The sequence below is a fragment of the Bifidobacterium sp. POST2/T3 (B1) genome (assembly GCF_058197115.1).
Map to the genome: position 1 here is coordinate 1 of NZ_JBVPQK010000011.1, position 23,484 is coordinate 23,484.

Annotated in this window: 18 protein-coding genes and 1 pseudogene; 3 read left to right on the forward strand and 16 right to left on the reverse strand. The window is 61.6% G+C overall.

Annotated features, from left to right (window positions below; all coding sequences use genetic code 11):
- The coding region (locus AC0AP0_RS01235; RefSeq protein WP_490429001.1) for a glycoside hydrolase family protein at positions 1 to 465 on the forward strand (465 nt) is incomplete at its 5' end.
- Here AC0AP0_RS01235 and AC0AP0_RS01240 read toward each other — a convergent pair.
- The 5 genes from AC0AP0_RS01240 to AC0AP0_RS01260 all read right to left on the reverse strand — a co-directional run bounded on the left by AC0AP0_RS01240 (position 419) and on the right by AC0AP0_RS01260 (position 5,703).
- Positions 419 to 1,120, reverse strand: coding sequence for a YesL family protein (locus tag AC0AP0_RS01240; RefSeq protein ID WP_490429004.1), 702 nt, complete (start codon positions 1,118 to 1,120; stop codon positions 419 to 421). The two genes, AC0AP0_RS01235 and AC0AP0_RS01240, sit on opposite strands and share 47 nt — an antisense overlap.
- Complete coding sequence (locus AC0AP0_RS01245) at positions 1,117 to 2,031, reverse strand: family 43 glycosylhydrolase (protein WP_490429006.1); 915 nt, start codon at positions 2,029 to 2,031, stop codon at positions 1,117 to 1,119. The genes AC0AP0_RS01240 and AC0AP0_RS01245 overlap by 4 nt, the downstream gene beginning before the upstream one ends.
- A gap of 4 nt (positions 2,032 to 2,035) precedes the next feature.
- Positions 2,036 to 2,995, reverse strand: coding sequence for a carbohydrate ABC transporter permease (locus tag AC0AP0_RS01250; RefSeq protein WP_144178213.1), 960 nt, complete (start codon positions 2,993 to 2,995; stop codon positions 2,036 to 2,038).
- A 24-nt stretch (positions 2,996 to 3,019) separates the two neighbouring features.
- Positions 3,020 to 3,949, reverse strand: coding sequence for an ABC transporter permease (locus tag AC0AP0_RS01255; protein WP_233439353.1), 930 nt, complete (start codon positions 3,947 to 3,949; stop codon positions 3,020 to 3,022).
- Positions 3,950 to 4,074: 125 nt separating this feature from the next.
- Positions 4,075 to 5,703, reverse strand: coding sequence for a type 2 periplasmic-binding domain-containing protein (locus AC0AP0_RS01260; protein WP_490429008.1), 1,629 nt, complete (start codon positions 5,701 to 5,703; stop codon positions 4,075 to 4,077).
- A gap of 252 nt (positions 5,704 to 5,955) precedes the next feature.
- Between AC0AP0_RS01260 and AC0AP0_RS01265 the strand changes: the two genes are divergently transcribed.
- Positions 5,956 to 7,104: a LacI family DNA-binding transcriptional regulator gene (locus AC0AP0_RS01265; protein ID WP_490429010.1), complete on the forward strand. Its 1,149-nt coding sequence runs from the start codon at positions 5,956 to 5,958 to the stop codon at positions 7,102 to 7,104.
- Here the strand turns inward: AC0AP0_RS01265 and AC0AP0_RS01270 are convergent.
- From AC0AP0_RS01270 to AC0AP0_RS01305, 8 genes are all read right to left on the reverse strand, one after another.
- On the reverse strand, positions 7,086 to 7,817 hold the full coding sequence (locus tag AC0AP0_RS01270; RefSeq protein WP_490429012.1) for a hypothetical protein: 732 nt from the start codon (positions 7,815 to 7,817) through the stop codon (positions 7,086 to 7,088). The genes AC0AP0_RS01265 and AC0AP0_RS01270 overlap by 19 nt on opposite strands.
- A gap of 163 nt (positions 7,818 to 7,980) precedes the next feature.
- Complete coding sequence (locus AC0AP0_RS01275; RefSeq protein ID WP_052733238.1) at positions 7,981 to 8,862, reverse strand: carbohydrate ABC transporter permease; 882 nt, start codon at positions 8,860 to 8,862, stop codon at positions 7,981 to 7,983.
- Entirely contained in the window at positions 8,859 to 9,809 is a 951-nt protein-coding gene (locus AC0AP0_RS01280) for a carbohydrate ABC transporter permease (RefSeq protein WP_046322309.1), read from the reverse strand. The genes AC0AP0_RS01275 and AC0AP0_RS01280 overlap by 4 nt, the downstream gene beginning before the upstream one ends.
- 112 nt (positions 9,810 to 9,921) lie before the next feature.
- Positions 9,922 to 11,241 (reverse strand): ABC transporter substrate-binding protein, encoded by a 1,320-nt coding sequence (locus AC0AP0_RS01285; protein WP_046322308.1) that lies wholly within the window; start codon positions 11,239 to 11,241, stop codon positions 9,922 to 9,924.
- 229 nt (positions 11,242 to 11,470) lie between these two features.
- A complete protein-coding gene (locus tag AC0AP0_RS01290; RefSeq protein WP_490429021.1) occupies positions 11,471 to 12,463 on the reverse strand; it encodes a glycoside hydrolase family 43 protein in 993 nt (330 codons plus the stop codon).
- 138 nt (positions 12,464 to 12,601) lie between these two features.
- Complete coding sequence (locus AC0AP0_RS01295) at positions 12,602 to 15,436, reverse strand: family 43 glycosylhydrolase (RefSeq protein WP_490429015.1); 2,835 nt, start codon at positions 15,434 to 15,436, stop codon at positions 12,602 to 12,604.
- 162 nt (positions 15,437 to 15,598) lie between these two features.
- Positions 15,599 to 16,681 carry a LacI family DNA-binding transcriptional regulator gene (locus AC0AP0_RS01300; RefSeq protein ID WP_046322303.1) on the reverse strand — a complete coding sequence of 361 codons (1,083 nt, stop codon included), beginning with the start codon at positions 16,679 to 16,681 and terminating at the stop codon, positions 15,599 to 15,601.
- Entirely contained in the window at positions 16,678 to 18,849 is a 2,172-nt protein-coding gene (locus AC0AP0_RS01305; RefSeq protein WP_490429016.1) for a family 43 glycosylhydrolase, read from the reverse strand. The genes AC0AP0_RS01300 and AC0AP0_RS01305 overlap by 4 nt, the downstream gene beginning before the upstream one ends.
- A 211-nt stretch (positions 18,850 to 19,060) precedes the next feature.
- Here AC0AP0_RS01305 and AC0AP0_RS01310 point away from each other — a divergent pair, with 211 nt between their 5' ends.
- Positions 19,061 to 20,644: a glycoside hydrolase family 43 protein gene (locus tag AC0AP0_RS01310; protein ID WP_490429017.1), complete on the forward strand. Its 1,584-nt coding sequence runs from the start codon at positions 19,061 to 19,063 to the stop codon at positions 20,642 to 20,644.
- A gap of 6 nt (positions 20,645 to 20,650) precedes the next feature.
- Here AC0AP0_RS01310 and AC0AP0_RS01315 read toward each other — a convergent pair whose 3' ends face one another.
- The 3 genes and pseudogenes from AC0AP0_RS01315 to AC0AP0_RS01325 form a co-directional block, all read right to left on the reverse strand.
- Positions 20,651 to 22,009: a glycoside hydrolase family 27 protein gene (locus AC0AP0_RS01315; RefSeq protein ID WP_490429022.1), complete on the reverse strand. Its 1,359-nt coding sequence runs from the start codon at positions 22,007 to 22,009 to the stop codon at positions 20,651 to 20,653.
- A gap of 52 nt (positions 22,010 to 22,061) precedes the next feature.
- Positions 22,062 to 23,129 (reverse strand): glycoside hydrolase family 43 protein, encoded by a 1,068-nt coding sequence (locus AC0AP0_RS01320; RefSeq protein ID WP_490429018.1) that lies wholly within the window; start codon positions 23,127 to 23,129, stop codon positions 22,062 to 22,064.
- Positions 23,130 to 23,244: 115 nt separating this feature from the next.
- Positions 23,245 to 23,484 (reverse strand): annotated as a pseudogene (locus AC0AP0_RS01325) (ABC transporter ATP-binding protein); the annotation flags it as partial.

Below are 23,484 nucleotides of genomic sequence, written 5' to 3' on the forward strand. Positions count from 1 at the left end.
ATCATCGACACAACCATGCTCAAGGCGCCCGACGGCTGGTGGTACCGGGCCTCCAAGGATGACCAGATCACCCTGGAGCGCACGCGCAACCCCTATGCGGTCACCCATGAGCTGGTGCGCACGGACGACGACCAGGCCTGGTCCTACCTATCCAATCTGACCGACATCTTCGGCCAAGGGCGCTACTCCTCGCGTTATCTGGAGGGCCCCGAGCTCTTCCTCTACAACGATGCCGATGCTGCCGGACCCGACGGCAGGGCCATGCCCTTCGGCCTGATCTGCGACCAGTTCATCGAGGGCCGGGGCTATCTGCCCTTCCGCTCGGCTGATTTGTCATCCAGGCGGCAACAGGACTGGACCTTGGTCAACGACATGGACTTCGGCCGACTGACCAAGCGCCACGGATCCATTATGCCCATCACCGAGAGCGAGTATCGGATTTTGAAGCGGACCCTGACCCGCTGACCCGCTTCTTGGCAGGTTCGAGCACATGGACGTCCATGCCCGGCAGCCGCCCCCAGGAATAAACGGCGGCCATGTCTGCAAAGAGCGGCACGGCCAGACCGAAGGTCATGGCCAGACCCGGCCAGGTGTAGTAGGCCCAGCCTGTGATCATAAGCAGGACCAAGACCATCAGCGAGCATAGGGGACGCCCCACCACCATGGACAGGGCTGTCCGGGCCGCCCAGAGGGGGCCCTCGTCGAAGTTGGACCGCACCGGCCAGCTGAGAAGGACGAAGAGCCCGTACAGCAGGTTGAGCAGGAGGAGCAGGCCGGAGACCACCGGTGTCAGGGTGCCCATGTCATTGGTCATGGTCAGCCAGTACTCCCAGATCAGGAGTGCCCAGACCAGGAACTGGGGCCATCCGAAGCGGTTGGCCGCAGCCAGCTCTGAGCGCCAGGCCCGGTGGAAGGTCCTCCAGGTCTGCTTGACCGTCCATGAGCGGTCTTTCAGGTCCAGCAGCCAGGTCCGGTACGTGGTGCAGGTGGCCGCCATGGAGGGGAAGAATCCAACCAGGACAAGTCCAAGCAGAGTGTGGGCCAGGAAGGCCACATGGACCACGAATATCATCATGATGATTCGGCATAGGAACTCGTATCCCACTGCGAAGCGCTTCATCGCCACCCCTTTTCTGGATTCCATTGTTCCCGCCAGAGCAGACGAACGCAACCCTCGTCGATCAATATGGGCAGGGTTACCAGCGGGGATTCGCCCAGATGATCCGGCCGCCACCGATCTCCGATGTACAGGCAGGGCAGGGCCGGATCCTCTGAAAGGGGCACGATGGCGTCGCACTGCGACTGGTAGGTCTGCGTCCCCAGAGGCGCCACAGGCTTCCACGGGCTCCATGGCCCACGCAGGTCCCGCGAAACAGATACCATGTTGTCATTGCAATCCCAGCCGGTCAACTGCGAACCAAACCAGTAGTACCAGTCGCCCCGGTGCAGGAGGATGGGGGATTCATAGCCGAAGCGGCCGTCCTGTCCACGCAGACAGACCAGATCCTCCACCAGAGACAGGTAGTCCCTTGAGAGCCGGTAGATGTGTGTTCCCTGATCCCGGTCCTCGGAGACCAGATACCCGCTGCCATCCCAGTCCTGAAAGGCGAAGATGTCACGGCTGGCATTCATGCCAAACCGCATAGTTGAAAGAGGCTGGAAGGGTCCCTCGGGCCGTTCGCTGACGGCTGTGCCCACATGGGCGTAACGGTAACCCCCCTCGCCGTCCACATGCAGGTACATGACATAGAGACCGTTGGCCGGACAGCGCAGGACCCGGGGGCGCTCCACAATCCGCTCCGGAGAGGTCATCCCGCCCGGCGCCCCCACTGGCAGAGCGCAGCCCAGGTCGTGCCAGTGGACGAAGTCCTCGGTGGCATAGCAGCAGATTCCCCCGAACCGGCTGCCCCCGGTCTTGATCTCGCCATAGGCCAGCCAGCGGCCGCCATCCTTCAGCATGCCCAGAGCGTGCAACTGGGCCACAGACCCATCCGCCCGCCTGACCAGCTGCACACCCGGTATGAGGCTCATGGTCTCATCCCTTGACCGCGCCGATCATGACCCCCTTGTTGAAGTATTTTTGCAGGAAGGGGTAGATGATCAGCAGGGGCAGGGTGGATACGATGATGACGCCATACTTGATCTGGTCAGCCAGCTGTTGCTGCTGCAGGACGTTCTGGCCGCCGTTGCCGCTGCCCATCTGGTTGGTCTGGTTGGCCAGCAGAATGGACTGGAGGACGTTCTGCAGAGGCTCCTTGGCCTCCTGGCGAATGTAGATCAGACCGGTAAAGTAGTCGTTCCAGTGGCCCACGAAGTAGTAGAGGCCGATGACGGCGATGATGGCCGAGCTTAGGGGGATGACGATCTTCATGAAGTAGCCGAAGTAGCCCAGTCCGTCGATCCGCGCCGCATCATGCAGGTCCTCGGGTATGGAGGTCTCAAAGAACGAACGGGCGATGATCAGGTTCCAGACGCTCAGGGCGCCAGGCAGGATGAAGACCCACATGCTGTTGAGCAGGCCCAGTTGCTTGTAGAGCAGGTAGTTGGGGATGAGCCCGCCGGCGAAGTACATGGTGAAGGTGAACAGGAAGAGCAGCACCCTGCGGGGCTTGAACTCCAGGCGTGACAGGGCGAAGGCCGCAGGCATGGTGACCACCAGGTTCAGAGCCGTGCCCAAGACGGCGTACAGGACCGTATTTCCATAGCCGGTCCAGATGCGGGCATCCTGGAAAACCCTCTGGTAGCCGGCCAGCGTGAAGCCCACGGGCCAGAGCGTGACCCGCCCCGAGGAGACCGCCCCCTGGTCGGACAGGGATGCGACCACGATGAACCAGAGCGGGTAGATGACCGCCAGAAGAATGACGGCCAGGAGCAGGGCGATGACGATATCGACGGCCATATCCCCCGGCTTCAGCTGCTGTCTGGTGTGCTTGTTCCATGGGATGGCCCCAGGGTCCGCCTTGGGTGCCGGTTGCGCGACGTTGCCGCTAGTCATGATGACGCTCCTTATCCTGCACAATCAGAAGATGCTGGTGTCGGTGACCCGCTTGGATATCCAGTTGGCCGCGACCAGGAAGATGAAGTTGATGACCGTGTTGAACAGGCCTATGGCCGTTCCGTAGCTGAATTGGAAGGATTGGATGCCGATCTTGAAGGTATAGGTGGATATGACCTCGGAACCCGGCAGGTTCATGGCGTTCTGCATCAGCCAGACCTTTTCGAAGCCCACGGACAGGACCGAGCCCATGTTCATGATCAGCAGGACTACGCAAGTGGGCATGATGGTGGGCAGGTCCACATACCTGATCAGCTGCAGCCGGCCTGCCCCGTCCATCTTGGCAGCCTCGTAAAGGGACAGGTCCACCGAGCTCAGGGCCGCCAGATAGATGATGGCGTTCCATCCGCAGTGCTGCCAGACCTCGCTGATCCAGTAGATGGGCGCCACGGCACCGGGGCTGTCCAGGACGTTGTCCTTGCCCAGGAAGCGACCGATCAGCCCAGTATTGGGCGTCAGGAAGATGTTGAGCATGGCCACGATGACCACGGTGGAGATGAAATGGGGCATGTAGGTGATGGTCTGGGCGAATCCCTTGATCCGCTGCGAACCGATCTGGTTGATCAGCAGGGCCAGAATGATAGGGGTGATGAATCCCAGCACCAGCGTCCCCAGGCTGATCTTGAAGGTGTTAATCATGGTGGAGGCGAAGAGGGGCGACTGGAAGAACTGCCTGAAGTACTGCAGCCCCACCCATCGGCCACCGGTCAGCCCCTTGGCGGGAACAAAGTCCCTGAAGGCCAGCTGGATGCCGTACATGGGCACGTAGGCGAAGAGCAGGGTGAAGCCCAGGGCCGGCAGGGCCATGAGCCAGAGCTGCCAGTATCGTCGGAAATGCCAAGCCAGCCGCCTACGCAGAGGCCAGGTTTTCCGGACCTTGTCGTTATCCACCACCTGCGCGTCGCTACCGCGCTCAATCGTTTCCTTGTCCGTACGCACCTTCAACCTCCTTGCCAGAGGAGCCGGCGACCGGCCATCCTGCAGAACCGACCGCCGGACCCCTATCCGCGCCAATCGGCTTATTTGATCTTGATGGCCTTGTCGTAGGCCTTCTGCCAGATCGCGGTGTTCTTTTCGATCTGATACTTCTTCAGATTGCTCTGGAAGTCCTTCCAGGCGGCATCATCCTGGACGCCCCCCTTGGCCAGCCAGTTGGAGACCACGGGCACGGCGTAGTTGAACAGGGCGGTGTTGTTGTTGGCCACGGTGTTCTGATCCGCCTCGCTGATACGCACATAAATAGGCATCATGTCCCGCTCGTGGTCGTAGTGCTTATACTGCTCCTCATAGGCCTTGTCCACGGCAGCCACATGATCCATGCCCCGGTCGCCCTCAACGGTGACCGCATCAGGAATCCAGCCGGCCAGCCGGTCTTCCAGGGCCGGAATCTTGGCCGCGTCCTGGGCCTGGTGGAACTTGTCGGTGACCCGGTAGGCGTGCGGGCCGGTCTTCTCAAGGTACTTATCGGTCAAGGAGCCGTAGAGCTGCTGGACGGAGTACTTTTCGGAATAAAGCAGGTTGATGACCTTCAACGCGGCATCCTTGTTGGTCGCATTGGCGGACATGGCCATGTGGTAGTCCTCGAAGCGGTTGGCCTCGCGTGAACCGTCCCAGACCACCTTGTCGGCGGAGACCCCGTCAGCCGCAGGCACGGGGATGCTCTCATACTGCTGGGCCATGGCCGACCCGTAGGATCCGAAGGCAGAGTCGTCCCAGCCGAAGACCATGCCTACCTTGGCGGTCTGCCCGTCAGATTGGTTGCGGGCGTTGTACTTGTCGTCCTTGGCTGTGACCCAGTCAGAGGGGGCCCATCCCTTCTCGACCATCTCACGGTAGAAGGCGATGACCTGACGGAACTGGTCGGTCTGCATCCAGTTGCCGACCTTGCCGTCGCGAAGATAGATCCCCTGCTGCGAGGGTCCGGAGTTGAAATGGGTGACGATGCCGGTCGAATTCATCATCAGGAAGGGGCTCCACCAGTCCCCGATCTTTCCGGTGACCAGTTCCCGCGGGTTGAAGGCGATCTCGTCGGCCTTGCCGTTGCCGTTGGGATCGCGGGTTTTGAAGGCCTCCATGACTGCACGCATCTCGTCCCAGGTGGTGGGGGCCTTGAGCCCCAGCTTCTCCAGCCAGACGCGGTTGATCATCAGATGCTGCCCCGAGGCCAGGAACCCCTTGGTGCGGCTGGATGGCAGGACACGGACCTTCCCGTCTACAGTGACGAACTTGCGGGCTGTGGGCTGCTCCTTGAAGAAGCGTTTGACATTGGGGAGCTTGTCCAGGTCATCTCCCAAGGTCTCGAAGGCTGAAGGATTGCGGACGGCATCGTCCGGATTGAAAGCCCTGATGTTCAGATCGTCGATCTCGCCAGCAGCCAGCGAGGCATTCTTCTGCTGCCCCCAGGCGTCATCGCTGACTTCGTGCCACTGGATGGAGCAGTCGCAGTCGGCGGCCAGCTCCTTGGCCCAGGTCATGTCGGCCATCTTGGTTTCGTTGGAGTTTTTCACCACCAGAATCTTGACTATGGGCCGTCCCTTGTCATCGGTGGAGGACCCCCCCCCCCCGCCACAGGCGGCGAGAGTGCCCGCCATGGCCAGTGCCGACAGCGCGGCCAGGCCCTTCATCATGGTTGCCTTGGTTGTCATCATCAGTCTCCTTCTCCATTCCCGGCCCTTGAAAGGCCTGGCAAGCGGATCGGGTCTACAGGACCCCGGCTGCTTTGCCTACGCATACGTCTTTGCATACTTGCAGAGGGTGAAACCTGTCGTCATCCCATAGGAATCGTAACGATTTGATTATGCATTTCTCGCTGCCTCCTTGTCAAATCATCGCTGTTGTGGGCGCGTTCGGCAGGTGATGGACATAGAATTATTGCAACGATTCGATAGGCGGGTCGACCTATGGGACCAGACTTGACCCGTCGGTTCCTGGTCAACTCGCAAGGAGGCGAAGCGGTGGTAACACTCAAGGATGTGGCGGATGCCGCAGGCGTATCCCCATCGACAGCCTCGGCGGCCCTTCGCGGCATGGACATCGTCAAACCGCTTACACGCCGCAAGGTCATCAGACAGGCCCAGCGACTCCACTACTCCACCAACGTATCCGCCCGTGCCCTGCGCTCGGGCAGGTCAGGCATCTTTACCTTGATTGTGCCGGACTTGGAAAACGGCTACTACGCCAGGCTGGCCAATTCCCTGTCCAACCGGCTCTTCGCCAGGAACCTGAAGCTGATCATCCAGGTCAGCCAGTATGACAAGGCCAAGGAACTCCGCCAGATTCAGGAGCTACGCTCCTCCATGTGCGATGGGCTCTTCGTCTGCTCCACTCACAACAGCGCCCGGGAAATCCAGCAGGTGGCCAACGGGCTTTCGGTCCTGCTCTTCGACGATATGAGCGTGCAGAACCAGGCCTGCTACGACTCCATCGAGACTCCCAGCAGGGACGGGATGACCGCCGCCATACGCCATCTGCATGCCTGCGGGCGCCGGAGAATCGGCGTGGTGGGCGGCCATCAGGGAGCCCTGAGCGCCAGCCATGCCCTGAGCGTGACCTTGCGGCGGAACCGCTACCGGCAGGCTCTGGACACCATGCAGGACCTGGGCATGGATACCTCCCAGGCCCTGGTCGCCTGTGACTGGTCCACCCCGGCCGGACGGCGGACGGCCCACGCCCTGGTCCGCCAAGGCATGCCCTACGATGCCCTCTGCTGCATGAATGACGCCCTGGCCCTTGGGGTCATCCGCGGCTTGGCTGAATGCGGAGTGCGGGTGCCACAGGATGTCGCGGTCACCGGCTTCGACGGAATTGAACCGGGAGCCTACTCCGTCCCCACCCTGACCACCGTGGCAGTGGATTTCACTGAGATGGCGCGGATGGCCGTCTCCATGATGCTGGATCATGTCGGTCAGCAGACGGGCCAGGAGGATTCGGACCGAACCCCTCGCAGAGTGATTGTGGGCTACCATCTGCTGGAGCGGGAATCCACCCTGGGAATCCATGCCACAAACACGGTTCAAAGGGACCCGGAGACTCAGTCGAAATCCATATAGTCAACGAAGGCCCGGACGTAGGATACGGTGTCGGCTATGTTGCTCAGCCCCAGGATGGCATGCTTGGGCAGACCGGGCACCTGTTTCCAGCGCGATGATCGGGAGAGATCCAGACCCATGGCATGGGACGGGTTCGATACCTGCCGGCCCTTGGAATCCACCAGCACGCCTTGGCTGGCCAACCGCCGAAGGTCGCCGCCCTTCAACCCCTGCGAGGGCTTAGCCACCAGCCCGCGTTTGCACAGAGTCGGAAAGAGGCCCGCGGGGGCGATCACCATGTTGATCTGGCCTGCAGTGACCCGGGTCAGGGCCTTGGCCGAATCGTCGTAGCCCTGACCATTGAGCGTCAAGGTCGCCTCCATATCGACCAGCCGACCATCCTTGATTCCCTGGTCGCGCATAAATCCCTGTTTGAGGCGATCGAATCCCTCCTCATAGGCGCTCATGTTGAAGCCCTGAACTGAAATAAGCGGGTCCGGCGGCCTGGTCAGTCTGGTGACGACCAAGCCGATCAGCAGGGCCAGTACCAGACCAGCGGCCAGAACACCAGGAAGGAAGTGCTGGGCGAAGTAGGGCCAGCGCTTGGCCGGCGGCAATTGCCTGAAGATGGTCCATTTGGACTGTCCGGCGTGGGGATCCGCCGATGCCAGAACCCCCAGGGCATCCTTTTGGTCGGAGCTAAGCCCATACCGATCGCCCTGACGCTCATCCATGCCTGACCTCCCCATCCGCGACGCTCACCAGCCCAGTCTAAATCCAGAATGAACAAGGGGCCGACGGAGGTGGTCATCCCCCGTCGGCCCCTTGGGCACCAGGCACAGCGGCCCACCCCTCAACGGGCCCTGTACCTGGTGCCGATGATGTCGGCTTTGTCGGTCACTTAATGCCTGTCATAGCGATGCCCTGCACGAAGCTCTTCTGAATGAAGAAGAAGATAATCAGCAGGGGCAGCGCCGAGATCAGGGCGCCCGCCATGACCACGCCATAGGGCGTGACCGAGGAGCCGTGCCCGGTCAGCATAGCCAGACCGGCGGTGATGGTCCTGGTCTCCGGGCGGCTGGTCATAATCAAGGGCCAGAGCAGATCGTTCCAGTTGCCCATGAAGTTGAACATGGTCACCACCAGCACCGAGGACTTGGCGTTGGGCAGGATGATCTGCCAGAAGATGCGGAACTCGCCGGCACCGTCAATGCGGGCTGCGTTGTCCAGATCCTTGGGCAAGGAGATGAAGAACTGCCGCATCAGGAAGATGCCGCCCACATCAGCCAGCCTGGGGATGATGATGCCCCAGTAGGAGTTGACCAGGCCCATGCTTGCCAGCAGCTTGTAGACCGGGATCAGCAGGGCCATGCCGGGGATCATCATGGTGGCGATCAGGATTCCCAGCAGGAAGCCACGCCCCTTGAAGTCGATCCTGGAAAGCCCGTAGGCGGCCAGGGAGTCGAAGAAGACCGAGAAGACCGTCACTGCTCCGGCGAAAATTACTGTGTTCATCAGCTGCTTGCCGATGGGCATCCGCTGGAAGAGCGAGGTGTAGTTGTCCAGCGTGAATGAGGAGGGAATCACCTTAGGCGGCCAGGTCTGGGTCAGCTTGTTGGGCGTGAAGGAGGTAATCAGCACAATCAGCAGCGGGAAGATGATGATTACCGTCATCAGGATCAGCAGGAAGTAGGTCAGGACCCTGGCCACCATGTGTCGCGCATGGGCCCTCTTGAGCAGCTTATCGTGCTCGATTGCGGTAGGAGTCGACTGGCTCATCCGATTTCCTCCTTCTCATGCTTGTTGTTCCAGACCAGCTGGATAACGCCGATGATCAGCGTCATGATCAGCAGGACATAGGACAGGGCCGATGCATAGCCCATCTTGCCGTTGCCGAAGGCTTCGGTATAGATACGGTAGACGATGGTCTCCGTGGCGCGGTCGGGGCCTCCGGAGGTCAGGATGAAGACCTGATCGAAGACCTGGAAGGATCCGATCAGTCCGAAGATGACCACGTAGTTGAAGGTGGGCATCAGCCCGGGCAGGGTGATGTGCAGGAAACGCTGCCAGGCGTTGGCCCCATCCAGGGAGGCCGCCTCGTACAGGTCCGGGTTGATCCCCTGTAGACCGGCCAGGAAGATGACCATGAAATAGCCGAAGTTCTTCCAAACGGTGATGAAGATGATGGTGGCCAAGGCCGTGGACTTGGTCCCCAGCAGATCCATGTGCTGGATGCCGAAGAGCACCTTGCCCCAGTAGGGTATAAGACCCAGGGAGGGCGAGAGGATGAAGCTCCAGGCGATGGAGGCCACAGTCAGCGAAATGATGTAGGGCATGAACAGGCAGGTGCGGAAGAAGCCGACCCCCTTGATGTCCTTGCGGTTGAGCAACAGGGCGAAGGCCAGGGCGACGATGACCACCAGTGGTGCGTAGGCGACCGCGTAGATGACCGTGTTGCGGAAGTCGGTCCAGAAGTCCGCGTTGGTGAAAAGCTCGGCGTAGTTGTGCAGACCGACAAAGATGCCCTTACGGTTGATGCGGTCTGTAGTCAGCGAGGTGAAGAAGGTCTTGATGGTCGGGTAAAAAACGAAGACCGACAGGACTATCAGGGCCGGTGCTATAAAGCTCAACCCGATTCGAATATTGCGCCTGGAAAGGGTTTTCTTGTTGTCCTTGATGACCGCGTCGGCGCCCTGCGCGGGTGGGATCCCAGTGGTAGTGGACATAGGTACTCCAAAGTGTCGCCCGGACGCCGGGCCCAGGCGACGGTCAGCCATGAGGGGACCGGCCGGCGGCGCTATTGGCCGCCAGACCGATTCCTCAGGGGCGGATGGTCAATCAGTCCTCAGCCTTGTACTCGTCCAGATACTTCTGGATCTTGTTGGAGGCTTTGGACAGCGAGGCGGAAATGTCATCGTCGGTGCGGGCGGTGTTCTGGGTCACCGAATCCAGGGTGGCCGAGATATCACCGAAGCCGCCCTTGAGGCCGGCAATGCCGATGTAGGAGTTGTCCGTATTCTCGGAGACCTTGGCGATCAGGGGGCGCTTGGAGAGCTCTTCGGTGGTCACGGTCTTGTTGTTCGGCGGATAGGCGGACCCCAGAGACCACATGACCTGATTGTCATGGTTGTTGTAGTACTTGAAGAAGGCATAGATACCCTTCTTCTTGGCCTCGTCCTTGACCTGCGAAGTGACCCACCAATACAGGCCGGTGGAACCGGTGTTGGAGCCCTTCCTGCCGTCGGGGTAGACATAGGTGCCGTCTCCGTTGGGCACGGGGAACAGATCATGCTTGATGCCCTTGTCAGTGGCTGCCTGATCCTCCCAGGGGCCGACGATGACCATGGCCGACTGGCCGGACTCGAAGGACTCGCGTGCAGCGGTGTCATCCATGCCGGTCTTGGAGTAACCACCCTTGTAGAACTCGCGCATCTTCTGCAGGAAGGCCTTGTTCTGCTCGGAGTTGATAGTGACCTTGCCCTTGGTGTCGTATAGACCAGTGCCGTTGCCCTTCATGAAGGCCGCCCATCCGGAGTCGGACAAGGCCATACCGTACTGGGAACCGTCACCCTTGGTCAGCTTCTTGGCCACATCCAGGAGCTGGTCCCATGTCTTGGGATAGTCCTGATCGGTCAGGCCGGCGGCCTTCCACATATCGGTGTTGTACCAGACAGTGGTGGGCGCGTAGCCCATGGGGACCGCGCACTGCTGCTTCTTGCCGTCAATGGTGAACTCGGTCTGCTTGGTCACGTTGGGCAGGTAGTTCTTGGTCTCGTTGGAGGGATCGTCATAGAAGTCCTGCACGCACTGGAAGGTGCCGTCAATGGACCAGCCCTGGCCATTGTCGGCGCCGGTGGTGACGAAGTCGGGGCCATCGCCCGAGGTGACCTTGGTGACCATGGTCTCGCCGATGGTGCTCCAGGGCTGCAGCTGGGCGTCGATGTGGTACTTCTTCTGGGACTTGTTGAAGTTCTCGACGATCTTCTTCAGAGTCTTGCCATCGGCCTCGGAGAATCCGTGCCACATGACGATGTTGGTGACGCCGTCCTTGCCCTTGGCATCCTTGCCTCCACTGCCAGAACCGCAGGCCGAGAGCCCCACGGTGCTGAGCGTGGCGAGCGCGATCGCGGCTACCGCAGCCTTTCTGATTGCCTTCATTGTCTCTGTCCTTTCGACATCAAGCAACGGTTACAAAGGAACCGATGACGGCCGGAACAACCATGTCCTGCCCATCTGGTCCAATGGCTTGCATCGCTTGGTCACGCTCCCAGATACGTGAACGTAGCCCACGCCTTTGTAAACCGACATCTTTCTAACGTTGCAAATTATATACTACTCACTTCTTCAACGATGTACAAGCGTGTCGGGCATGGCCCGGCAATGCCGCTCAATGACTGCCGTCTGGAGGCAGAATCTGACGGCTTGTCGGAGTCCACCGGTCGTCAGGCAGGGGCTGTCCGAAGTCCGGGCCGTGGTCGGTCCAAGTGACCAGTCCGACCCTGGCATGCCGGTTGGGATCGAAGAGGGGGTCCCCTTCGATTTGAGTGTAGTTGCGGGCATGATAGACAATCAGATCCTGGCTGCCGTCCTCGCTGACTGTGAAGCAGTTGTGGCCGGGGCCATACTGATGGTTCTCCTCTGCCGTTTTGAAGACAGGATGATCGCTCTTGGTCCAGGAGGCCGGGTCCAGCAGATCGGCATCCTCACGGGCGGTCAACATGCCCACTGCGTAAGGGACCCCGGTTCCCGAGGCAGAGTAGGTCAGGTAGATCATGCCCTGGTGAAGCAGGACGGCTGGCCCCTCGTTGACCTTGAAATCAATGCATTCCCAGTCGTATTCGGGCTTGGAGAGCATGACAGGGTCAGTGGCCAGCGTCCAAGGGTTGGCCATGCGGGCGATGTAGAGATTGGAATTGCCCGTGATGGCCGGATCCTTCTGGGCCCAGATCAGGTACTGACTGCCCCCGATCACCGTTGTGGTGGCATCCAGGGAGAAGGAATCGATCGGGGTGTGGATCTGCCCCTTCTCGGTCCACTCGCCATCCATGGGGTCTTCGCTGGTATTCTCCAGCACATACATGCGGTGGGTGGGCAGATCGGCAGAACCGAAGTCCTCCTCGGCGGCCGCGAAGTAGATGTACCAGGCCCCGTTGATCTGGTGGAGTTCAGGCGCCCAGATGTACCTGCTCATGGGGCCGGACTCGTGCTTGCGCCAGATGGTGCGCTCAGGTGCGGCCTGCAGGTCATTCAGCCTGGCGGCGGCACGCAGGATGATCCTGTCATAGGCCGGGTAGGATGCAGTGAAATAGTAGAGGTCCCTGTGCCTGATGACCCAAGGATCGGCCCGCTGGAGTACCAGAGGATTGTGGTATGCGCTCATCATGTGTTCCTATCACGAAGACGAAGATACTGGTCTGTACGACCAATATACAACGTTGAATATTATTGGGCTGCTCGCCCTCCGCTGGGCGATCAAGTCAAAGTCGGAGGGCGGTTTCGGCAGCGGGTTCGTTCGGGTTCAGCCTCGGGCCTTGCGAATGGCAGTGAACACCAGTGCGCCCAGACCCAAGACAAGAGCCACAGACGCAGCTGCGACGGGAGCCGACAAGGCCGACCCAGTCGAGGGCAGACGACCAGCCCTGCCTTCCTTGCCGGGCCGACCTGCTGATGCAGGAGTGGAGTCTGCGGCAGGAACAGTCACATGACCATCGCCACCATCGGCCTCCTCTTGAGCCTTGGCATCGGCCAGGGCACGGGTACCCCAGATGGCTGCGGCACCTGCTGCCTTGGAGACATCGGCACCGGCATTGGTGAAGACATCGCCGCCCAGCCCTGAGAAGAAGACGACCGGATGGCCTTGTTCATCAAGCTGTCGGCCCAGCCTGGCCCGATAGACGCCGTGCAACAAAGTGCCCGGATCCGCCGAGTCCACCTTGATGGTCAGGTCGCCGCCGGTCGCCGTCCAGGAACCCTGCACCTGGCCGCCCAGCCGACCGCCGGCCAGCAGGCTCACTGACACCGACCGATAGATGGCCGGGCTGGACAAGCCAGAACCCGCATAGTAATGGACCGGGTCATGGACCACCACCTGGTAGTCGCCGACCACTTGGCTGGAGGCGACCCTACCTACCGAATCCCGGTATTCGAAGGGTGTCATGACCAACCAGCCGTCAGGGGTCTGCACCATCTGCTTGACCCGGACCTGGTGCTCTTCCAGGTTGCCGTCAGCGCGCACGAAGCGAGTGTGGTAGACGTTGAAGACGCGATCTTCGTCAATCAACAGTGCGTTGCCTCCCTGGGAGGTCAGCACCTGGCCCTGTCCGGGCTGGGCGAAGGAGGAGTCGATCCGCAGACCCCGATTGACATCCAGATCATTCATTGCACGCCCATAGACTGCCGGCTTGCCATTCTGATCCAGGTAGGGGCCGGTGATGGAACGGGAACGGAATTCACGCATCTGGTAGCCTCCGGTCTGCCCGAGTCCGCCGTAAGAAAGCATCAGATACCACCAGTCGCCCTGATGGACCAGGGCGGTGCCTTCGCCTGAGTTGCCGAATCCTCCGGCGAGTTTGTGCCCGTAGTAGGCGTCGGACTGGTTGGCCTGGGTGGGATAGGTGGTGGAGTAGTCGCGCAGGCCGGTCTTGGGATCCAGGCGGATCATCCAGATGCCCCCGAACCAGGAGCCGAAGCTCATCCACAGGCCCCCCTGCCCATCATCCTTGACACAAGCATCAATCGCATTGATACCCGTATCCGTGAGGCTGGCGTAGCGCGACAAATCGGCATTGGGGCCTAGCACCTTGGGAACATCGGTGGCCGCCACGTTGGACTTCTGGAAACCGGAGTAGACCACCGGGCCCACCAGGCTCCAGTCCCCCTCGATGTCGTCGGCGGTCAGCAGGACGATGACCGACTTCTGGAAGGGGAACCCTCCCCCGTTCAGGCTCAGGTACATGCACCACTTCTTCATGGTGGCGTTGTAGTAGACCTCGGGCGCCCACATGTTGCCGGTCACGTCCGGATTGGAGGACTGCTTGGGCCATGCCTTCCAGATGGGATCCAGGATGCGCTGGTAATCCCGGCTCAGATTGTTGGTGAAGGGCTCCCAATGCTTGAGGTCGGTGCTGCGGGCCCAGGCCCGGTGGGAGCCAAAGATGTAGTAGCGCCCTCCGGCCTTGACCACAGAAGGATCATGCACAGAGACGCGCGAGTAGGCGTCCTGACCGTCTTTGGAGGTACCCCTGACAATAAGACGGTAGTCATGCTGGATGGCTTTAGCGTCCAAGGAGGACTTCGAGGCCTTGATTGCTTGCAACCGGGCCGTCAGCGTAATGGGGACATCTCGCTTGCCAGGGACCACATGGGCCCTGCCGGTGGCTGCATTGACACTGACTGTTTCGGGAGCCGAAGAGGTCCAGCTCACTGAGGCGACAGTGGTAGAGACCGGCAGGCTGAAATCACCGTCCACAGCGGCTGGGACCGCCAGTGATGTGGCCTGCTGGTCGATCAGATCGACCAGGTCTTCCGAGGGCAGGGTGGCAGCGATCTGATCGGCATTCAGGGCCTGCGGATAGACGGCGAATGACCGCACTGCGCCATGGAAGAGTGCGTCACCTATGCCGGGATATCGGGACTGGCCGATTACGTTGTGACGGTGGTCGCCAAAGGCGGCGGGGTTGACCGTGGCTTTGCCCTCAGCCACCTGCAGACCGTTGATATAGAGGCGAACCATGTTGTTCTTGCCGTCGATGGTGGCCGTCAGCGTGGAGAAGCGGTCGTCGGGCAGGTTCTTGGATGCCGGCAGATAGGTCTCGCCCTCGCCATTGGCCTTGGAAGTGATGGAGGCATACAGGGATGTGTGGGTGGAGGCTGTCCAGGAGCCGACGGCCTGCTGACCGGTCCCCCCTAGCGACCAGAGGTAGGTCCAGGGACCTGAGGCGTTGAACCGATCGTTGCGCACGCGGATGGACACCGTGGCGCTGGCGTGTCCGCTCAGTATGTCATCGGGGAGTCTGACATAGGCGGATCCATCGAACAAGAGCGCATCGTCGGTCTTGACTGCCCCGGCCGGCCGGCCATCGGCGTCCATGATGCGTGCCGGACCAAAGGATGAGCCTGAGACTGTATTTTTTGCCTCCTTGGCTCCTGGAGCAAGGGCTGAAAAATCATAGCCGAGCAGGGGTTGCGGCTGACTGGCTGACATCCCGGTTGAGGCGCTGCCGCCCGCTTGGGTCTGATCCGCCCAGGCTGGAGAAGCGACTGTGCCGCCCGCCAGTATCATGCCCACGAGGGCCGCCGCTGCAACTCCTCCCCGGCTCCGTCGTCCTGCGTCTGATGACGATTGATGACGCATGTTCACACCTTTCCATATCGGCATCGGAGCGACCGCGCTCCGACCGGCCGGCCTCCATGGTCCGCCGATACCGCCTCAAATCATTCGAGAACGTCTTCAGTATATTACAACGTTAGAAATCAAGGAACCCGGGACACCCGGAAAAGAAAAGAAGATCAACAATCAGACGGCGATTTCGTTTCCGGGCAGGGCACGGGTTGAATTGCGGACTACCAGCGAGGAGGACACCTTGCGGAAGACGTGCTGGCTTTCTTTGGTGTTCAGCGGCTGCACCCCGTTGATCCTGTCCTTGAGAACACGGACCGAGAGCCTGGCCACGGCCTTGAGCCCGGGCGAGATGCTGGTCAACGAAGGCGACAGATACTGGGAATCGTCTGAATTGTCGAAGCCGATGACCGAGATGTCGTCCGGCACCGACATGCCGTGCATTTGTATGGAATGCAGAACCCCTGCCGCCAGCATGTCGTTCAAGGCCACCACCCCGTCGGGGACGATGCCCTGGTCCAACAGAGAGTTCATAGCGTTGACCCCGTCGATACGGTGCCACATGCGCGATGGGGCCACCAGCCGGGGGTCATAGTCCAGGCCGGCCTCCTCCAGACCCTGTCTGTACCCCTCCAAGCGAAGGGCAGCCGAACCCAGCTTCTCGCCGGGGTGGGTGCCGATGACCGCCACCCGACGGCAGCCGGTGTTGATCAGATAAGCGGTGGCGTGCTTGGCACCCTCAACGTTCTCCGTCGCGACATGATCAAATTGATCGCTGAAGATGCGCTCGCCCACAACCACCAGGGGATAGTCCACCCGCAACTGGTCCAGGTCGTCCATGCCCAGCTCCAGCGGGCTGTAGATGAGGCCGTCGATCATGGATCGCTGGGAGCCGTGCAGGGCCTCAATCTCACCCTCGCGCGAGTAGAGGGTGGGCTCTACCAGCACCCGCATACCAAGTTTCTTGGCCTCTTCGATAACCAGGGAGGAGAGCTGTGCGAAGTAGGGCATGGTCAAATCAGGTATGGCCAGGGAGATCATCCCCGTGTAGCCCAGCCGCAGATTTCTGGCCGGTACGTTGACCCGGTAGCCCAGCTCCTCTATGGCCTTGTTGACCTTGCCTCTGGTGGCCTCGGAGACAAATTCGTAGTCATTGACTACATTGGAGACCGTCTTGACCGACACTCCTGCAGCCTGGGCCACGTCCTTCATAGTCGGGGTGGAACCACGTCCTGTGCCGGGGGAAGCGGCTAAACTCATAAGACCCTGACCTCCAAGGTTACCGTGGCGCGGGTGGGGTCGAGCTCCTCATCCGTTTGCATATCCAATACGGGCATCCCCTTAGCAGACCAATGTACCCGCCGTACCTGACTGTCGCGGCCAAGGTAGCGGTCCTGGTCATGCTCGGCATTATGGAAGACGTAGATCATGGTGCCGTCCTCGTCCTGGGACCACATGCCGTGGCCGGTGCCCAGCTGCCAATGGCCATTGTACTTCCCGGACTTCTGCAATGGGTAGTCCAGCTTCTTCCACACGCCGGGATCGCATAGATCGGCGCCGACTCCGGCCGGTGCAGTCACCAGTCCGGTGGTGTAGTCGATGCCCACCAGGGAACCGGAATAGATCAGGAAGATCCGACCGTCATGGACCACGGCGTTGGGCCCCTCGGCAATCATGTTATCCCAGGCGAACTCGGGGACGATGATCTGGCGCGGCGTGCTGGTCAGACGGTCGGGGCGGGCCGGGTCGAAGGAGGCGATCCAGACCGAACCCAGCTGCTGCCAGGCGTAATACCAGCGGCCGGTATCGTGCAGGACCGTCATGTCCAGGCTGATGCGCTGGATGGGGTTGAGTGGAGTGCCTTCTGCACGCAGGATGGGTCGGGGCTTGTCCCAATTCTCAGGTCGACGAGGGTCCAGATCCCGGCCCTGGTCGTCGCGGCGCAGCTGCATGATGTGGCAGCAGCCCGTCCACATGTCCGGCTTTCCGGCTCGATCGTTGGCGGTCCCATCCGGATTGGTCTGCGGACCATCGAAGCAGGGCATGAAGAGGATGGAGAGCCTGCCGCCGATCAGGTGAATCTCCGGAGCCCAGAAACAGCCGGTCATGACTCGGCCTTCGCTGTTGCGATCACCCCTGCGCAGCAGATCCACCTCATTTTCATGACCGCCGGCCTGATCGCTCAGGCCCTCGATGGTGTCGGCCACCCGCAGGGGCATGTGTGTGTGCCCGTTCAAGGGGTCGACACAGTTGCCATCCGCATCCTCGGTGGCGATGAACATGAACAGGCGCTGACCCCTCCAGGACCAGCGGAAAATGGATGGATCGGCCCGCTGCCGGGCGAAGGGGACCGGATAAGCCGTCTGCCGGACCTGTCCGCCGATCAGCCTGGTCTCTCCAGAATTAAGACGACCCTGGGCCAGATCATTGGCCAGGCAATCTAATTGACTCTGGTCCCAATCTACCCCGCGCAGGGCGGTGGACCCGTCGCTGTAGAGGAGCCGTGCCTGGGCTTGTCGGACAGACTCCAGGCCGTCACCTCGGGACACCTGAACCGGATCCACCTTCACGCCGGTGTTGTAGATGCGGCCGAAGCGTTCCAGCAGGCCACGCTCGCAATCGAGGCTGACAAACACCACATTGCCTGCCAGAATGCCCTTCATGCCGCAGTCTTCCTCCAAGGCGCGCCGCCGATCCAGGGGCAGGGGGTCACCCTGGGCCAGAGGATCACCATCCTCCAGGATCTTCATATCGGCCACCATGCCCATCCGTATGGGGTCGTCCACCCTGGCCGTGCACAGCCGCCCGAGGTCGTCGTCCCAGTAGAGCCGGCAGCCCTGTCCATCGTCCAGAAGCCGCGCCCTGGGCCGGTGGACACCATGAGCGCCCAGGATATGGACCTGCGGCAGCCGTCGATAGGTCAGCAGATCAGGTGAAAGAGCCATTAGGAAGGAGTCAGCCTGGGAGCCGTCCGGCTGGCCGCCCCTGGCCACTCTAGTGGCCAAAATTACGAAGGTGCCGTCCTTCAGCGGCAGCAGGAAGGGGTCAATCAGACTCTTAAGGATCAGATCCTGCCCTGGGACCACCGCAAGTTCCTGGGCCGCCTGAGATGCCTGGTGAGCGTCCAGTCCAGGGTTGTGCTCACCCTCTTGCGGCGCCTCCTCGCCTGGTAGGGCAACCCCGGCCGTGCAGGCCCCGCGGGCACTATCCGGCACTGCCTTGGTGGGCACAGCCGCAGCGAAGAAGATGCCGTAGTCGCCGTTCAGGGGCTCCCAATGGCCAGTCGCCCGCGAACGCAGGGCCAGGTGCATGCTCAGGGCGACATCCTCGTTGTTGGCCTCCTGCCGATCAGTGGGATGCCGGGTGTAGCACATGAGTGCAACTCCATCCCCAGATTCTCGTCTACCGTCCAGAGCATCCTCACCCATGACGATTCCTTCCGTTCGGCTTGCCGGCTTCAACGCCGACGACTATCGTTTCTAACGATAGAAATTATACATGGAGATCAGTCCCCGACGCCCGATGCCCGCATGGATGAGGCCGGGCTGTTCGCTCATCCGAACCGAGCCACAAGGCCGGTCATGCGCCGCGGGTCGTCATCGATGTCGATCGGGCTGTCTTCACGGAAAGCGAGGAACCATGAGAAGACCCAAACGCACCGGACGGGCCATGAAGGCCCTGACTACCCTGACGGCGGGTCTGGCGGTGCTGCTGACAGGGGCACTGGGCGCCTGCTCGAACCAGCAGCCGTCAGCCAGCGGCACAAAAACCGCCACCAGCCAGGAACCCAAGCGTGTCTCGGTCCACGACCCCTCCGTGGTTCGCTCCGGCAAGAGCTACTACGTCTTCGGCTCGCACCGGGCCTATGCCCGCAGCACGGATCTGGTCAACTGGACCCCCTTCACCAACAACCTGAGCCGCGATTACAAGAAGATCTTTGCCAAGATTTGGAAGGACTGGCCCAAGCAGTCCTCCAATCCAGACGTGACCGGCAACATGTGGGCGCCTGACGTCTACTACAACGCCACCATGAAGAAGTGGTGCATGTACCTGAGCCTGAACGGGGCCGAACATCGTTCGGTCATCGTCCTGCTGACTGCCGACCGGGTGGACGGCGACTGGACTTATGTGGGACCGGTGGTCTACTCCGGCTTCACCCGAGCCAATTACATGAGCACCGATGTTCCCAAGGTACTGGGCTCGGACCCGAAGCTGGACCGCTATCAGTCCTACACGGATACGGGTATCAATGCGATTGACGCCTGTGTCAAGGATGACGGGCAGGGGGGCCTGTGGATGAGCTTCGGCTCCTGGTTCGGGGGCATCTGGATGATCCGCCTGGACCCCAAGACCGGGCTGCGCGACTACTCCACCACCTATCCCACCCAGGCCAACCAGTCCGACGCCTACTACGGGCACAAACTCGCCGGAGGATTCGGCAACTCAGGCGAAGGATCGGCACTGCTGCACACCAACGGCCACTGGTACCTCTTCCTCTCCTATGGCAAGCTGGTGCAGACCGGAGGCTACCAAATGCGGATGTTCCGCTCGGACTCCATCACCGGCCCCTACCTGGACCAGCAGGGCAACCCGGCCATTGCCACCAGCGGCGAGGCCGACAACTGGACCAGCAAGACAGGCATCCGTCTGATGGGCTCCTACCAGTGGAGCGGGGACAAGAAGGGCGACATCGAGGTCTCGCAGGGCGGGAACACGGCTCTGCACGACAAGGACGGCCGGGACTACGTGGTCTACCACACCAGATTCTCCGACCGCAAGGAGGAGCATCAGATCCGGGTCAGGCAGCTGATGCCCACAACAGACGGGTGGCTGGTAGCCGCCCCCTATGAGTATCTGGGCACCAAGGCCGACGGCCCATACAGCGCCAAGGACGAGGCCGGCACCTATGAGCTGGTGGAGCATGATCCGACCATCTTCTTCAAGGGACCGCGCAAGGTGACCGACACTCACAGCACCCGATACCGGGGCGTGGTCAAGGCCGTGGACATTCGTCTGGAGGCCGGCGGCCAGGTGACCGGAGCGCGCCAGGGCCACTGGCAGGTCGACGACCAGGGACGGCTATCCATGGACCTCAAGGAGGAAGACGGGACCGTAACCTACCAGGGAGTCTTCGCTCGGCTGCCCAGGGACAAGGATCACCGCATGGTCATGACCTTCAGCGCCCTGGGCAACAACCTCTGCATCTGGGGCTCCAAGCGCTGATCAGCCTCAGTGGGGATCCAGAGCCACCCAGACCACACCGTGTGCAGGCACAAGAGTCACCAGCTCACGGTCGGCACCCTGTCCTTCCAGGCTGATCTGGGCGGGCTCCGAGGTCCGGCCCCGCCACAGGTCGACCGGGGTCCAGGCCCCGTCCGCCCTATCCAGGCCCACCAGGGAGGACAGGGCCGTCCTGACCTGCCGCGGGCGATTCCCGGTCCAGAAGACGGCCGCATAGACCCCGCTGGCATGGGCCGAGGGGGTTCCGTCGGCCCAGTCGCTGGCCAGGGCCCTCCAGACGATTTCCTCGCCTGAGATCTCCTTGCCTTGGTCATCCCCGCCCTCGACCGGCTCCCGGATGATCTCGCCATTGTCGGCCGATCCGGCGGTGACCTCCTCCAGGGCCGGGTTATCCAGAAGCGACAGGGTGGCCTCATCGCTGCTGGGAAGGTCGCCGCCCACCATCAGCGGCGAGCGCCCCATGGCCCAAAGAGTCAACATGGTGCGCTGCTCGTCGGCTGTCAGGAGGCTTGACCGGTCCCCGCCCCGCTCGGCCCGCAGCCCGATATGTCCCAGGGGCAGCATGTCCGCATCAGCCCAGTGGCCCGTGCTCTGCAAAGGTGCCCAGCGGGCCAGACGGGCGAACTGGGCGTAAAGGTCCTGCCAACGATCCCAGAGGTCGTCCGAAATCCGCCAGAGCTGGGCGTGATCCCGCAGGAAGCCAAGATGCGTGGTGGGCACCCGGGTTCCCGGGGACAGGGAGAGGGTCATGGGATGCCCATGGGCCTGCTCGGCCTTGCGGATGGCCCGGGCGTAGGCGTCAATCTCACGATCCATGAAGGGGACCTGCATGTCGTCCACCTTCAGGTAATCCACCCCCCAACGGGCGAACTGGTCAACCTGGGCGTCATACCAGGCCTGGGCTCCCGGATGGGACTGGTCCAGACCGTAATTGTCGGGATTCCACGCACAGACATGGGCGGTATCAGCCACCTGGGCGGCGGTGTAGGAGGTGCCGAGCACGGGCAGGTTCCGATCAACCGCCAACCGGGGGATGCCCCGCATGACGTGGATGCCGAAGCGCAACCCCAGATCGTGGATTCGAGCGGCCAGCGGAGCGAACCCCTGGCCGTCGGCCGCCGACGGAAACCGGACCGGGTCGGGCAGCTGCCGACCAGAGTCATCCAGGACCAGTGGCGCCTTGGCGTTGTAGCCATGGGCCCTGGCGGTCGGGTCGTACCAGGCGATGTCTATGACGACCGTGTCCCAGCCCACCGGGAGCAGCCTGTCGCGCATAATCTGCGCGTTGTCCAGAACCTCCTGCTCGGTGACGGTGGTCCCGTAGCTGTCCCAGCTGTTCCACCCCATAGGCGGTCTCCAGGCCTTGTCCATGTCTTGCTCCTTTCTTGGTCCTTTTGTTTCAGTTCTGTTGCGCCAAAGGGCGCAGACGTTCGTATTCCTGCCGGGTCAGGGACAGGACCCCGCCGTGCTTGGTATGGGGGCGCAGGTGGAAATCCTGCTCCCGGGCGTAGTCGAACCCAGCATCCGGATCATCGCTGACCATGGGCCTGTAGCCCACTGAAGGGATCACGTCTACCAGCAGGTACCAGCGGTTACGGGCATGGTCGGCATAGAGAGCCGGACCCTCTACACCCGAGGGGTTGCCGTCGGCGCACCAGGCGGCGCCGATCCGCTCCTGGATGGTGGTCCACCGGGCCTGTGGCAGCCACCATCGAGGATCGTCGGTGCTGTCCAGCCAGATGCCCCGACCAAAGCCGTTGTCCTTGGTGGCCCGGTAGGTGCGCAGGCCACCGCCAGGCAGGGGACGCTGAACCATGGTGGTGTCAATGGCATTGCGACCGGTATCGATAAGGACTCCCCCATAACGGAAGTGCTCCTGGGTGAAGTCGGTGGTCGACCCCCAGAGCACCCGGTCATATACCGACGGGTCGGCATGGTCGGGATCATCCTGGTCGAAGAGCTTGGATGACCAGTAGAGAACGAAGGCCCCCTGCCCCGGCCCCTCATAGTCGGGCACCCATAGGCACTCCGGAGCCCAGGCCATGCCCAAGGGGACCCTGCTGCCGTCCTGCCGCGAGGACACATCCAGCGGCCAGGGACCAGACCAATGAATCAAATCGTCAGTGGACCAGATCATCAGATTGGTGCTGCCGTGGCGGGACCAGTAATCCCAGCCGCTGCCCTGCGACTGATCACCGCCGAACACCCGCAGGTCGGTGGCCATGACATAGACCCGGCCGTTGCGTGGGTCACGCACCATGTAGGGATCCCGCAGGCCGGTGGTGCCCAGGTGCGAGGTCAGCAGCGGCCTGCCCCCGTACAGCGGATCCCAGCTCAGAGGGTCGTCGCCCCGGGACAGGTCAAAGTAGAGGCGTTCGGCGTACCCCTGGGGGTCTTCAATGAAGTGCACCATCAGATACCCGTAGGGGTCGGCTCCTTCGGCGTCCTTGTGAACCGTATTGCTCAACGTCTGCTCCTTTGCCCTGGCTGCCGAACCTGTCGGCTTTTGACTTGTCGTCGCTTATTTTACAACGATGTAATCCTGCTAGTAGAGAACCAATTGCGATGCATAGGTCAGCCTGCTATTGCGCAGAGACGGCCGAATCCTGCCGAACCTGGCTGCCCTGTCCTGCATCATCGCCAGGTTGTGTCGGTTGCGCCTGGTCGCCGTTGGCCGTGCGGATCATGGCGTACTGGGACTCGTGCAGCCGGTAGTAGGCACCTCTCTTGGCCAGAAGCTCCTGGTGGGTGCCATGCTCCACGATCTGCCCGTGATCGATGTAGAAGATCTGGTCCGCATTTTCGATGGTGGACAGCCGGTG